At 73.0% G+C, this 13,415-nt stretch carries 11 protein-coding genes; 3 read left to right on the plus strand and 8 right to left on the minus strand.

Going from position 1 to position 13,415, the window contains the following annotated elements; translation table 11 throughout:
- Window positions 1-460: 460 nt before the first annotated feature.
- Complete coding sequence (locus ACH495_RS10050) at window positions 461-667, minus strand: hypothetical protein (protein ID WP_396857357.1); 207 nt, start codon at window positions 665-667, stop codon at window positions 461-463.
- A gap of 255 nt (window positions 668-922) precedes the next feature.
- Here ACH495_RS10050 and ACH495_RS10055 point away from each other — a divergent pair, with 255 nt between their 5' ends.
- Window positions 923-1,630, plus strand: a complete 708-nt coding sequence (locus ACH495_RS10055) for an LUD domain-containing protein (protein ID WP_396857358.1) — start codon at window positions 923-925, stop codon at window positions 1,628-1,630.
- A gap of 201 nt (window positions 1,631-1,831) precedes the next feature.
- Here ACH495_RS10055 and ACH495_RS10060 read toward each other — a convergent pair whose 3' ends face one another.
- The 4 genes from ACH495_RS10060 to ACH495_RS10075 form a co-directional block, all read right to left on the minus strand.
- On the minus strand, window positions 1,832-2,269 hold the full coding sequence (locus tag ACH495_RS10060; RefSeq protein WP_396857359.1) for a hypothetical protein: 438 nt from the start codon (window positions 2,267-2,269) through the stop codon (window positions 1,832-1,834).
- A 173-nt stretch (window positions 2,270-2,442) separates the two neighbouring features.
- Window positions 2,443-4,191: a PQQ-dependent sugar dehydrogenase gene (locus ACH495_RS10065; protein WP_396857360.1), complete on the minus strand. Its 1,749-nt coding sequence runs from the start codon at window positions 4,189-4,191 to the stop codon at window positions 2,443-2,445.
- A gap of 28 nt (window positions 4,192-4,219) precedes the next feature.
- A complete protein-coding gene (locus ACH495_RS10070; protein ID WP_396857361.1) occupies window positions 4,220-5,074 on the minus strand; it encodes an SMP-30/gluconolactonase/LRE family protein in 855 nt (284 codons plus the stop codon).
- A gap of 602 nt (window positions 5,075-5,676) precedes the next feature.
- Window positions 5,677-6,633, minus strand: coding sequence for a hypothetical protein (locus tag ACH495_RS10075; protein ID WP_396857362.1), 957 nt, complete (start codon window positions 6,631-6,633; stop codon window positions 5,677-5,679).
- Window positions 6,634-6,988: 355 nt separating this feature from the next.
- Here ACH495_RS10075 and ACH495_RS10080 point away from each other — a divergent pair, with 355 nt between their 5' ends.
- Window positions 6,989-8,017, plus strand: a complete 1,029-nt coding sequence (locus ACH495_RS10080) for a hypothetical protein (protein WP_396857363.1) — start codon at window positions 6,989-6,991, stop codon at window positions 8,015-8,017.
- A gap of 113 nt (window positions 8,018-8,130) precedes the next feature.
- Here ACH495_RS10080 and ACH495_RS10085 read toward each other — a convergent pair whose 3' ends face one another.
- The 3 genes from ACH495_RS10085 to ACH495_RS10095 form a co-directional block, all read right to left on the minus strand.
- Window positions 8,131-8,592, minus strand: coding sequence for a hypothetical protein (locus ACH495_RS10085; protein WP_396857364.1), 462 nt, complete (start codon window positions 8,590-8,592; stop codon window positions 8,131-8,133).
- Complete coding sequence (locus ACH495_RS10090) at window positions 8,567-9,202, minus strand: RNA polymerase sigma factor (protein ID WP_396857365.1); 636 nt, start codon at window positions 9,200-9,202, stop codon at window positions 8,567-8,569. The genes ACH495_RS10085 and ACH495_RS10090 overlap by 26 nt, the downstream gene beginning before the upstream one ends.
- A gap of 64 nt (window positions 9,203-9,266) precedes the next feature.
- Window positions 9,267-10,577, minus strand: a complete 1,311-nt coding sequence (locus ACH495_RS10095) for a S8 family peptidase (RefSeq protein WP_396857366.1) — start codon at window positions 10,575-10,577, stop codon at window positions 9,267-9,269.
- Window positions 10,578-10,757: 180 nt separating this feature from the next.
- On the opposite strand from ACH495_RS10095, the gene ACH495_RS10100 reads away from it, so the two are divergent.
- Complete coding sequence (locus tag ACH495_RS10100) at window positions 10,758-13,373, plus strand: CHAT domain-containing protein (RefSeq protein WP_396857367.1); 2,616 nt, start codon at window positions 10,758-10,760, stop codon at window positions 13,371-13,373.
- Window positions 13,374-13,415 lie beyond the last annotated feature (42 nt).

A 13,415-nucleotide genomic window follows, 5' to 3' on the forward strand; every position in this document is an offset into this window, starting at 1 on the left:
TCGAAACTGCCGAAGTAGAAGGGGAAGTGCGTACCCCAGTCGTTGCCCTCGGGGTAGTAGATCTCCGCCGAGTTCGGGCGGTAGATCGGGCTGGTACCTCCGCTCGGCAACGGGAACGGCTAACCAGGCACGCCCGTCACCCGAGACACCCGCACATGCCGCTGTCGGCGCGCGAGCGGCGAGCATGACACGACCGCGCGTACGCTGCCGTGGTGCGGATCGACTTGGTTGCCCTGGTTGCCGCGAGTCACGCGCGACCCGACGGTCACCGCCCGTTTGGAGGCCGACGCAGGGCTCCTGCCGAGTCGAGTCTGCTGTTGCAACAGCGTCGGTACTAACCGTGCCCTCATCGTCACGCGATTGGCTCGCCCTCACCGTCCTGCTACGAATCTGCGGCAGCGGCTGGACGCGGGTAGCGGCCACAGCTACCGAACACGGCCGTTACCAGGAGGTCCGAAGATCAGCCGCTTCGACGGTTGCCATACTGGCGAGGACTCTGCACCGTGCCGGAACGGCCGTGGACGCGGCTCGCGGTACCCCCGATGTGGTTGACGGTGGCCTTGCCCTTGGACCGTCGTGCCGCCCGGTTCTCGAAGGGCTGCGGCTGTTCCTCGGTTCCCGCTTCGGCGTCAGCGGTGGGATCGGCGTCGCTGGTGGCGTCGGCCATCGGTGTCTCCTCGTGCTGTTCAGGACTGGGCTATTTCGCTGCGGATCTGGAAGCGTGGCCGCCGCGATACGCAGACGGTAGCGGGCAGGCCGACCTGAGTTGGGACCGACTGCCCGGGTAAACCATCCAGTCACGCCAGAGCCTCGCCAGGGCGATCCAACCACGACACCATCCGTGCCCCGGATTTGCCGCTGTCCAAGCGCAGCACAGTCGCCGCAGCTCCGCGCGGCCGGGCGGGCGATCAAGGCCGACACCATGGCCCGCCTGCCCGAGCTGCTGGAGCAGCTCGAAGCGGCGGTCGTCCGCGCTGGCGGGACGGTGCACTGGGCCGCCGACGCGGTGGCGGCGAACCGCATCGTCACCGAGCTGGTCCGGGCTACCGGCGCGGACCGGGTGATGAAGGTCAAGTCGATGGCCACCCAGGAGATCGGCCTCAACGAGGCGCTGGCGGAGGCCGGGATCGAGCCGGTCGAGACCGACCTCGCCGAGCTGATCGTGCAGCTCGGCGACGACCGGCCGAGCCACCTCCTGGTGCCGGCGATCCACCGCAACCGTGCCGAGATCCGGGACATCTTCCTGCGGGCCATGCCGGGCGTCGACCCGGCGCTCACCGACGACCCGGCCACCCTGGCCGCCGCCGCCCGCCGGCACCTGCGGCAGACGTTCCTGAGCACCCGGGTGGCCGTGTCCGGCGCCAACTTCGCCGTCGCCGACACCGGCACCGTCGTGCTCGACGGGGCTGCCGACCAGGGCCGCCCCATCATCACGCTGCTGCCCGACCTGCACGTGTGCGTGCTGCGTAGCGACCAGGTCGTCGCCACCGTGCCGGACGCCCTCGCCCGCCTGGATCCGCGCCGGCCGCTGACCTGGATCAGTGGGCCGTCCGCCACCAGCGACATCGAACTCAACCGGGTCGAGGGCGTGCACGGTCCTCGCAACTTCCACGTGATCATCACGCGGTGACCGCTGGTCTCGCTCCCTGATCCGATCTGCGGCAGGTCGCAGGCCCCCGAGCGTGCGGCGCCGGTCGCGGATCAGGTCGGTCAGGCGGGTCAGGCTGCGGGTGGACAGCGGAATGCTGGCAGGACAGGTCAGCAGCGGAGCTCCCGTGCTGGGCAGTGCGTCTTGGTCGACTGCTGTCCTACCGGGAGCGGTCACCCTGTTTCAGAGCTCGACCAGGGCCAGCGTCCACTGGCCGTGACCGTCTTCCCAGAGGGTGACGATCTCGCCGACCGGGACCGAGTTGTACGCGTGTCGCTCATCTTCCTCGAAGTAGTCGCCATCCTCCTCGATCACCGCGACGATGCGCAGGGCGTCCTCGCGGGTGCCGTCGGTGGCTGCCCGGATGCGGGAGACCCGCCACTCGACACCGCTGAGGTCACGGCCGATGAGCTCACTACCGGGCACGAGATTCTCGTCGTCGCCATCGATCTCGAAGAGAGTGCCGGGACCGTCGACCAGAAGCGTGTCAGTGTCGCCGATCATCAGGCTTTCGTCGATGACCTGTTGTTCGCCGCGGAGTACCGCCGGGTCGAGCCAGGCCGGCCGCCGGTCGAGTCCGACCTCGCTGATGAAGTTTCCCCAGGCGTAAAGCGCATACATGCGCGGCATGCTACAGAGCGGCAAGATCCTTGCTTGTTCGGGAGGAACACCGTGGAGCATCGCGGGCCTGGTGACCTTGCTTGCCCGCACCGTTTTGGGTTTCCGGATCGGAGGGTGCCCGCGCGACGCGGGCACCCTCCGAGGGCTGGCGGTGCCGGATTCCCGGCTCGCCCTCAGCTCGTGGGGCCGGACGCCGCCCCACCGAGGGTCACCTTGAGGATCTTCTCGTTGCTGTTGTTCGGGATGCTGTCCTTGTCCCCGCCGGTGCTCGTGGTCAGCCACAGGTTGCCGTCGACTGTCGGTTCGACGGTGCGCAGCCGGAAGTACGTCCCGACGAAGTACTGCTGGAGGTTGGTGAGCGTGTTGCCGCTGATCTCCGCACGGTACATCCGGTTGCCACGCAGGCAGGCGATGTAGAGCACGTCCCGGACGATCGCGATGCCGCTGCACGAGGCATCGGCCACCGGGTACGTCCGGATGGGGGCCCTGAAGTTCGGGTTGGCGCAGTCGCCGGAGGTGCCCTCGCAGGCGGGCCAGCCGTAGTTGCCGCCCTTGACGATGATGTTGGTCTCGTCCATGACGTTGTTGCCGAACTCCTGCTCGAAGAGCCGGCCCTGGGAGTCGAAGGCGAGTCCCTGCGGGTTGCGGTGGCCGTAGCTCCACACGTGGTTGCCGAAGGGGTTGTCCGCCGGCACGGTGCCGTCGGGGTTGAGCCGCAGCACCTTGCCGCCCAGGTTGTTGGTGTCCTGGGCCACGTCCGGGTCCTGTCCGTCGCCGGCGGCGGCGTAGAGCTTGCCGTCGGGGCCGAAGCGCAGCCGGCCGCCGTTGTGGTACTTGTTGCGCGGGATTCCCGTGACGAGCACCTGCTCGGTGTCGGTTTGCAGCGTGCCGTCGTAGCGGATGCGCACGATCCGGTTGTCGGTCGTGGTGGTGTGGTAGAGGTACAGCCAGTGGTCGGTGGTGAAGTTGGGGGAGACGGCCAGCCCGAGCACGCCGCCCTCGCCGTTGGTGCCGGCCACGTTCGGCACGGTGCCGATGCTGTGCTTGTCGGTGCCGTCCGGGTTCATGGCGACGATGTCGAACAGGTCGCGCCGGCCGTAGAGGACCGTGCCGTCGGGCAGTTGCACCAGGCCCCAGGGCAGGTCCTTCTCGGTGGTGATCACCGTGGCGCCGCAGATCGGGCTCGTGCAGCCCGAGCCGGTGTGCGCGGTGACCGCGGCGCTCGCCCCCGAGACATTGCCCTGGGCGTCCCGGGCGGTCACGGTGTACCGGTAGTCGGTGTCGGGCGTCAGCCCGGTGTCGGTGAACGTGGTCGCCGGCGGGTTGCCGGCGGTGCCGGTGGTGGAGCCGACCGCCGTACCGTTGCGGAGGATGGTGTAGCCGGTGACCGCGACGTTGTCGGTGGAGGCCGACCAGGTGAGGGTCACGTCCGTGCCGTTGACCGTTGCGGCCAGGTTGGTCGGCGTGCTGGGCGGAGACGTGTCCTGCTGGCAGAACGGCGGGGTGACCGAAAGCGTGGAGCTGGCCTGCGAGACGTTGCCGGCGGCGTCGCGGGCGTTGACGTACCAGCCCCAGGTGACACCCTGCACGACGCTGAGCGTGGCGGTCAGCGTCCGTCCCGAGACCGAGGTGACGAGCTGGCCGTCGTGATAGATGTCGTAGAAGGCGACGCCGACGTTGTCCCGGGAGGCGTACCAGGAGAGCGTGACGGACTGGCAGGTCAGCCGGGTGCTGCGCAGGCCGGTCGGCCGGGTGGGCGGGCTGGTGTCGGCGGCGAGCCCGGCTGCTGGCCGGCTCCCGGTCGCCGGTGCGGCCGGCGCGGCCGGCGCGGCGTTGGCGGGTACGCCGGTCAGGATGGTGCCGGCGCAGATCAGCAGGGCGAGCGGGACGCGGTGTCGGAGCTGGTGAGGAATGATCCGCACGGTTGCTTTTCCTTCCCGGGGTGCTCGGTCAGTACGGGTAGCCGGGGACGTTGAGTCGCACGCTGTACAGGCCGGAGTCGTTCGTTCGGCCGGAGGTGAGGTAGAGGGTCTGCCGGTCGGGTCCGCCGAACGCCACGTTGGTGGTGCCGGTGCCGCCGGAGCGGATCGTGCCGAGCTGCGCGCCGGCCGGCGAGTAGACGTGGACCAGCCCGTCCGAGCCGGAGGCCCAGTACACGTTGCCGGCGCAGTCGATGGTGACCCCGTCGGGACCGCCGAGGTAGTTCACGAAGACGCTGCGGGCGCCGGTGCTGCCGTCGGGCTGGACGACGTACTTGTAGATCTTGTTCTCGGAGTAGGCGCCCACGTAGAGCGTGCTGCCGTCCGGGGAGAGCGCGATGCCGTTGGGTTGCCGCAGCCGGTCGTCCACCAGCGACACCTGGCCGCCGGAGACGCGGAAGACACTGGTACGTCCGCTCATCTGGTCGGGTCGGTTGCCGCGCTGGAAGCTGGGGTCGGTGAAGTAGACGACGCCGTCGGAACGGACCGTGACGTCGTTGGGTGAGTTGAACGCCCGGCCCTGGTAGTCGGCGGCGACGGTGCTGCGGGCCTGGTCGCTCAGCCGGTATGCGGAGACGTTCCGCTGGTCGTGGGTGGCGGCGATGATCTGCTGGGCGTCGGGGCTGAGCGCCAGGCCGTTGCTGCCGGCGTTGGCGATGAAGGTGTCGAAGGTCGCCGGCGGGGTGAACCGGCGGATCGTGGAGGGCTGCACGTTGTTCGGCCCGGTGCCCGCGGCCATGTCGGACATCAGCAGGTAGCCGCCGTCGGCGATCCAGACCGGTCCTTCGAGGAACGAGAACCCGCTCTGGATCTTCGTCGCGGACACGGAGCTGGCCGGCAGGGGCGGGCCGTACCCGGTGCCGCCCGGGCAGACCCCGGGGGGCGCGCCGGGTGGGCCGGCGAGCGGGTTGGTGTGAACGTTAACATGAGCGGCGTCCCGAGGAGCCGGGGGTGCGGCACCGGCGGGGCCTGGTGTGGTGGCGAGGGCGAGGCACAGGCCGGTGAGTGCGGCGATGGTTGGACGCCAGGTCATCGGATACTCCCATCGGGGTCGGTGGATGCCGGGCCCGTAGTTGCCTGAACTGGCCGCGGCCACCAACACCTACTATTGATTATCGTCGATGCATATGTGACGCAGCTTAGGCGAGGAAGCGGCGCCCCGCACCATTTCCCCACGATCACCTTCGGCACATGCCCCGAAGGCGCCCGATGACATGCCCGGGTCGGTGGGGGCCCGGCCCCACCGACCGGGACACGGGTCGCGCAACCCGTCGCGCCGGTCGCTCCGACGGCCTCGGAGGCATGGCCGACGCGATCGCACGGGTCTGGCCGCGTACGCCGTCGCCATGGCCGCGAGCTGCGTCAACCACTGTGGTAGATGTCGATCTCCGGATCGGGCTGCCACACCCGACTGGCTCATGGTGCCGATCAGGCCTCGCGGGCGGCGTGTTGCCGGTTCACGATGAGCAGTGCCACGGTCCAGGCGACCGGCAGGATTCCGGCGAACTCGTTGTCCAGGAGCCAGAAGACCTGCACCACGAGCAGCTCCACCATCAGGGCCACCTCGAGCAGCCCGGCCGCCGGCCGGCCACGGGTCGAGCGCCACAGCCCGAGGACCCCGAGCGCGAACGCGGTGGATGCGAACGCCGCATAGATGGCGTTGGGCAGGGTGGGGTGCCGAGACAGCAGCACGAGCGGGCGACCCAGCGAGAAGAGGGTGATCAGCGCGATCGCCGGGGCGGTCCAGCGGCGGACGAACGAGCGGCGGCAGAAGCCGGCCAGCGCCGCCCGCCACTGCTCGCGGATCCGGGTGAGCCGCGCACCGCCCGTCGCCGAGCCGGCGTAGCCGTCGGCCGTCCGCTGCGCCGCGTTGACCAGTCGTTCTCGCTCGCTCAGGGGCCGCCGGTCGACGGCGAGTCTCACCGCGGAGTACGTCGCGACGAAGACGGCGTAGATGATGGCGGCGACGGGTTCGTAGAAGTAGTTGTTGTCGGCGGTGAGGAACTTGCCGACCTCGTCGATGAACAGTCCGAACCCGACTCCGGCCACGATTGCGGCGGCGTTCTTCACCGCGCTGCCGAGGAACAGCGTGGACATCAGCTGGGCGGCGAGCATTCCGAGGCCGCCCCACAGCACGTGCGCCACGTGCAGCCCGCCGCTGCCCACCTGGGGATAGCCGGTCATGCCCAGGAACGCCCTGGTCACCAGGATCGTGACCACCGCGGCGACGAGAAACAGCGTGAACCGGTCCGCGCCGCCCTCGTCCCGGACCAGGCGACTCGCCCAGAGTCGACGGACCCGGGTCCGCGGCGGTTCGGACCGGGCTCCGGGCCTCCTGACGGGCCGGGGCGGGTCATTGGTGGACGTGGACGCTGGTCGGGTCACGTCCTCATCCTCTGCCGGTCGGCCGGCCCGGACGTCCAAAGGTCCCCCAAACTCCGCCGACCAACCAGGGAAATACCATATCGGATCGGCCATTGCTGGCGCTCCCCGAGTCGGGAGTCGACGACGGGGCGCCGCTCGGGCCTGCGGTGACGACGATGCCGTCCGCAGTGTCGTACCGAGATGAAGCAGACGCATCGACAATCGTCTAATTCGTCGTTCCTCGCTCCATCTGACGGTGAGCGGTCCCGCCGGACGTATCAACCGCGCCGCGCCGCGCTCCTGAACAACGTCACCGCGTCGGCCGGGTAGGCGACAACACCGGGTCGGCGGTCCTCGACGATGGGAGAAGCCTGTCATGGGCAACGTAGGAAGACGTGTCCGCCGCTCGGCACTGGCCGTGCTCACCGGCACGGCGCTGGCCGCCCTGCTGGCGGTCACCACGGCCGCCGCCGCGCCGGTCGAGGCGCGGCAGGACAAGGCCGCAGCGGCCCGCACCGACGTCTACATCCGGGACGTCGCCGCCGACGTCGGCGTCCAGCCCCACTCGTTCAACCCGCTGTGGGCCAGCCCCGACATCAAGGTCTGCCCGACCGCCGTCGAGTGTGCCGTCAGCCAGAACCCGATCGTCGGCGTCACCAACTACATCTTCGTCAAGCTGCGCAGCCCCGGCCCGTACGGCTCCGGCACGGACAGCGGCGTGCTGCGGCTCTACCGGACGACGCCGGGTGGCGGTGCCGTCTGGCCGACGCACTGGACCCAGATCGGCGCGACGAACGTGACCGTCTTCGCCGGCACCACGACCGTGACTATCCCGTGGACCGGGGTGCCCGGGCCGGGCCACTTCTGCCTGCTGGCCAGGTGGGTGTCGGCCACCGATCCGATGACCTTCGAGGGTCCGGACATCAGCACCAACACCCGCAACAACAACAACATCGCCTGGCGCAACGTCGACTCGGTGCGGCTCGTCGCGGGCGGGACGCCGGTCGTGCGGCCGTTCGCCATCGGCAACTCGCTCCGGGTGGCGACCAAGAACGACCTGGTCTTCACGCAGCCGGGCGAGCCGATCCAGGGCGTGGGCGGCCGGGTCGTCGTCGACCTCGGGCCGACCCTGTTCGAGCGGTGGCAGGCCGGCGGCAAGGTCGGCACCGGCGTACGCGAGGTGGGCAAGAACCAACTGGAGGTCGTCGAACCGGCGAAGGCCAGCCTCGGCAACCTGCTGCTGGAACCGGGTGAGCGGGTCGAGTTCTCCCTCACCTTCGCGGCCGCGGTCGCCTCGGACAAGGAGTTCGCGCTCGACGTGACCCAGTTCGGCCCGGACACGAGCGGTGCGGAGCGGACCGACCTCGGTGGGGTGGAGTACCTGATCAGCGTCGGGCGGCAGTAGCCCCGGCCACCGGCGGGGGTCGTGGGCCTGGGCAGCCCGCGGCCCCCGTCGCCGCGCTCGCCGGGACGGTCCGGGCGTCCCGGCGAGCGCCGCCGTCCCGGGTGGACGGTGGGTCAGCGCAGCGAGACCCAGGTGGTGGCCACCGCGTAGCCGTCGGTGTGGGCGCGCAGCCGGACCGGGCCGGGCGGGGGCGCGCCCAGCGAGAAGAAGCCCACCGCGTCGACCGGCGCCTCCGCGTACGTGCCCGAGGCGGTCTGGGCGGACACCCGCCCACCCCGGGGCGGGGAGAGTTGACCGACGATGCCGGCGTCGGTCACCTCGATCTCCAGCGTCACCGTGGCACTGCGGAACGACAGCGTGCGCGTCGACCCGGCCGACCGGGTCAGCGCCGGCGCCGCGTCGCACGCCGAGTCGAACGTCAGTTGGGCGAGCGCCACCTCCGCGTCGACGTTCCGCCAGGCGAACGCCGCCCGCGCGGCGGTCAGGAACTCCTCCGGGACCGACCCGGCCTCCCGCAGCGCCGCACCCAGCTCGGCGGTCAGGGCCGCGTCATCGGCCGGCGGCAACGGCTCCATCGCGTTCACCTCCGTTCGTCCGGGTCGTGGCCGTGCCGAGGAACGGGGCGAGCGCCGGGCAGTCCCGTAGCCGGCGCAGGCATCTGGCCTGGGTGGGCCCGATGCTGCCGACCGGCACGCTCAGCCGTTCGGCGATCTCCCGGTAGCTGGCCGGCGGGTCGGCGGTCAACAGGGCCAGCAGCTTCTGGCAGCGCGGCGGCAGCTGCGCGAAGCCCTCCCGCAGTGCCTGCCGCCGCTCCGCGCGCAGCAGTTCCTCGTCCGGGGCCGCCACGTCCGCCGTGCGGGAGAAGCCATGGTACGCGTCCAGCGCCTCGTCGTACGGGTCGAAGAGCTGGGTGCGGCGGCCGAGGCGGGACAACCGGTAGCACTCGCGCCGGGCCGTGGTCGCCAGCCAGGAGGCGAGGGCCTGCGGGTCGCGTACCTGGTTCAGCTGCTCGACGAGACGCAGCCAGACGGTCTGGTTGACGTCGGCGGCGTCGGCGCGGCTCAGGTCGTACGACCGGATCACCGAGTAGACGAGCGGGGTGTAGCGGCGGACCAGCTCCACCCACGCCGACTCGTCCCCGGCCGCCGCGGCGGTCACCAGGCCGGTCACGCTCGGGTCGGTCACGGCGACGCCGTCCGCCGACCGGGACCACCGCACGGTGCTGCTGATTCGCTCGCGGCCCGCTCGCTCATCCGACGAGCACGCCGTAGTCGGGGTGCCAGCGCGGTGCCGCGAGCAGCACCAGCCGGGCCGCGTCGGCGCTCAGGCCGCCGGCGGTCATCAGGGCGGCGAGCCGCCCGGAGACGTGCGCCGTGGCGAACGAGGTGCCCGTCCAGGTGGCGAAGCCGTGGAACACCCGGGTCGGCCGGCCCGGCAGCGGCAACTGCCCCTCGACGTACGTGCTGTGGCGCTCGCCGACCGCACAGACGTCGACCCATGGCCCGTACCCGCTGTAGGTGGCCGGCGCCACGCCACCGGAGCCCTGACTGACCGCCGCCACCGCGACGACCCGACCCAGGGCGGCGGGCCAGATCGGCCGGCTGGTGCCGGCGTTGCCCGCAGCCGCGACCACGGCGCTCGTCGCGGGTAGCGCGGCCACGGCGTTGGCCAGGGGCAGCGACGGCTGGTCGTCCTGGGTGAACCCGCCCAGGGACAGGTTGACCACGGACACCGCCGGCGCGAGTCGGGCCATCGCGGCCACCACCGACGCCTCGTCGCCGAGGCCGGTGGCGGTCAGCGCCTGCTCCGGGTCGACCCGGACCCCCGGCGCGGCCTGCCGCACCACCCCGGCGACGAAGGTGCCGTGCCCGCCCTGCGGGGCGAGCACGTCGGTGTGCACGTAGAGCGGGTCCTCGTCGTCGACCTCCGGCAGGTACGCCCCGCCGAGCCACTGCGGGTGGTAGCCGCCGGCCTGCCGCCAGATGCCGGTGTCGCAGATCCCGACGGTCACCCCGGCGCCCTCACCCAGCCGGGCCGGGTCCGGCGGCGACAGCGCGGCGACCGTCGTGGGCGGGCCGCCCGGGTTGCCCATGATGTTGCCGAGGCCCAGCAGCACGTGGTGCGGCTGCACCTTCGGCACCGGCTGCCCCGGCCACTGCTGGGGGTCGCGCAGCTTGGTCACGAGCGCGGGAACGTCGGTCTCCCGGTCGAGGAGCAGCCGGGTGACCCCGGCGAAGCCGTCGCCGACGACCACCACGTGGCCGAGGGCACGCAGCCGGGCGGTGACCCGCTGGGCGTCGGCGTCGGCGGCGAGCAGCTGCCGCGGCCGGTAGAGGAACTCCCGGCCCGGCGTGGTGTGCCGGCGGACGTTCTTGTCGGCAGCCAGCGCCTCGTCGAAGGCGCGCTGGTAGGCGGCGTCGTCCGCGCCGTCGGCGCGGGCCGGGGCCGCACGGGACCCGGCCGCGAACGACGCCGCGGCGGCCAGCGCGGACGCGACCAGCAGTCGCCGTCGGGACAGGTGGCCGGCCGGGCGCGGCGCGGCGGGATGGTCAGGCGACACGGGTCCTCCATGCGGTCGGCAGAAGCGTCCGCCAATGGCCGGCGTGAGCCACGTTTCCCGGGTGCCGTCGATTCTTCCAAAGCATAGTCGGATGTCAATGACGTTAAGGGTTGGCGCGGATTCCCGACAGGCTCGCACAGACATTGACGGCTGGCCATCGGTTCGGGGACTCTGTGGGGCATGCCCGAGAGCACCGGTTCCGGTGCCGGCACGGCCCAGGCGGCGCTCGACGCCGTCCAGCGCTACCCGCGCGAGGCGATCGCGATCGCCCAGCGGGTGCTGGCCGCCGGGCCCGCGGCCGGGGCCGACGAGCGATCCACCGCCGAGCGGGCCGTCGGTCTGGCCCTCCGGGAGCTCAACGACCTGCCGGGCGCGCTGCACCACCTGCGCCGCGCGGTCCGGGCCGCCGGAACGCCCCGGACCCGGGCGTTGGCCCGGATGAGCCTGGGCTACGTGTTGGCGAACGCCGGCCACACCGCCGCGGCGCTGCGCGCGGTGACCGCCGCGCTGCCGCAGCTCGTCGGCGCCGACGCGGGGCGGGCCCGGATGCAGCGAGGCGTGGTGCTGCACTACCGGGGTCGCTACGACGAGGCGGTACGCGACTACGGCCTGGCCGTCGACATCGCCCTGCGCGAGGGTGATCTGTTGCTGGAGGCGCGGGCGCGCAACAACCGGGGGCTGCTCAACGCCCACCGGGGCGCCGCCGGCGGCACCGACGACGACCTGTCCCGCGCGGCAGCCGCCTTCCACCGGTTGGGCCTGGACCTCGCGGCGGCCGACGCCCGGTGGAACTGCGGCATCGCGGCCGGTCAGCGCGGCGACATCGCCGGCGCGCTGCGCTGCTTCGCCACCGTCGAGGAGGAGTACCGGCGGCTCGCCGTACCCCGGCCGGCGCTGCTGCTGGACCGCGTCGAGCTGCTGCTGTCGGTGCCGCTGGTCGACGAGGCGGTGGTGGTCGCGACGGCGGCCGTCCGGGAACTGCGGCGCCGGGGCATGGCCTCCGACCTCGCCGAGGCGCTGCTGGCCCGGGCCCGCGCGGCGCTGCTCGCCGCGGACCTGGACACCGCTACCGAGGCCGCCGCCGCGGCCCGGGCCCGGTTCCGACGCCAGGGCCGGCGTACCTGGGCCGTCTTCGCCCGGCACGTCGAGCTGCGCGCCGAGTACCGCCGGGGCACCCGCTCGGCACCCCTGCTCACCGCCATGGCGCGTACCGCCGACCAGCTCGACGCCACCGGCTGGCCGGGTCCGGCGCTGACCACCCGGATCGAGGCCGGCCTGGTGGCCGCCGCGCTGGGGCGGCCGGGCCGGGCCCGGAACCTGCTGGCGGTGGCCGCCCGGGCCCGCCGTCGCGGCACCGCCGACCGGCGAGCCCAGGGCTGGTACGCCCTGGCCCTGTCGCGCCGGCTCGGCGGGGACGAGACCGGGGGCGCCCGGGCGCTCCGCCGCGGGCTGGCCGTGCTCGACCGGCACCGCATGTCGCTCGGCGCGACGGAGCTGCGTGCCCACAGTGGGGCGTACGGTCAGGAACTGGCAGCCGAGGGCCTCGACATCGCGGTCCGGGCGGGCGCGCCGGCGCGGGTCCTGGCGTGGGCGGAGCGGTGGCGGGCCAATGCGCTGCGGGCCCGGCCGGCCCTGCCCCCGGCCGACCCCGACCTGGTGGCGGCGCTCGCTGAGCTCCGACTGGTCAGCGGCCTGCTCGAGGACGAGGTGCTGGCCGGCCGCCCGGCAACCGCCCTGCGCGGCCGGCAGGCCCGGCTGGAGCAGCGGATCCGGGACCTGGCCCGGCGGGTGCCCGGTGGGAGCGCCGTGCTGGCCCCGCCCGGGGTGGGGGCACTCGCCGCGCGGCTCGGCTCCCGGGTGCTGGTCGAGATGGTGGCCCACGGCGACCGGATCCGGGCGGTGCTGGTCCGCGACGGGCGGGCCAGCCTGCACGACCTGGGCCCGCTGGCCGCCGCGGCGGACCTGGCCCGCCGGCACCGGTTCGCCCTGCGCCGGCTGGTCACCACGAGCGAAGCGGCCGCCGCGCGGGCGGGGGCCGTCCACGCCGCGGCCGCCCTGGACCGGCTGCTGTTCGCCCCGTTGCGGCGGCGGCTGGCCGACCGGGCCCTGGTGATCGTCCCGGTCGGGGCGCTGCACGCGGTGCCCTGGTCGGCGCTGCCCACCTGCGCGGGGCGTCCGGTGACCGTCGCCCCCTCGGCCACCGCCTGGCTCGCGGCGGACCGGCGGGAACTGCCGGCCGGGCCGCCGGTCCTGGCCGCCGGCCCGCGCCTGCCGGCCGGGCACGCCGAGGTGTGCCGGCTCGCCCAGGTCCTGCCCGGGGCGCGGCGGCTCACCGGGCCCGACGCCACCGCCGCGGCGTTGACCGCCGCACTGGACGGGGCGGGGCTGGTGCACATCGCCGCCCACGGCACGTTCCGTGCGGACAACCCACAGTTCTCCACCCTGGAACTGGCCGACGGCCCGCTGTTCGCCCACGAGTGGGAGGCGGTCGCCCGGCCGCCCGGCTGCGTGGTGCTCTCCGCCTGTGAGTCCGGTCTGACCGGGCTACGCCCCGGCGACGAGGTCATGGGGTTCACCGCGGTGCTCCTGGCACTCGGCACCCGGTGCCTGATCGCGACCGTGTTGCCCGTGCCGGCCGAGCCCACCACGGCACTGATGCTGGACCTGCATGCGCGGATGCGGGCGGGTGCCGGCCCGGCGCGAGCCCTCGCCGACGCGCAGCGGGCGTTCGGTGCGGCGGGCGACGGTCCCGCCCGGGCCACCGCGGCGGCGTTCGTCTGCTTCGGGGCTGGATGACCGGAGCGGGAGCGGTCGCCCCGCCGAGCATGCGGCCACGGT

It is taken from the genome of Micromonospora sp. NPDC018662, assembly GCF_044391475.1.
Lineage (GTDB): Bacteria > Actinomycetota > Actinomycetes > Mycobacteriales > Micromonosporaceae > Micromonospora.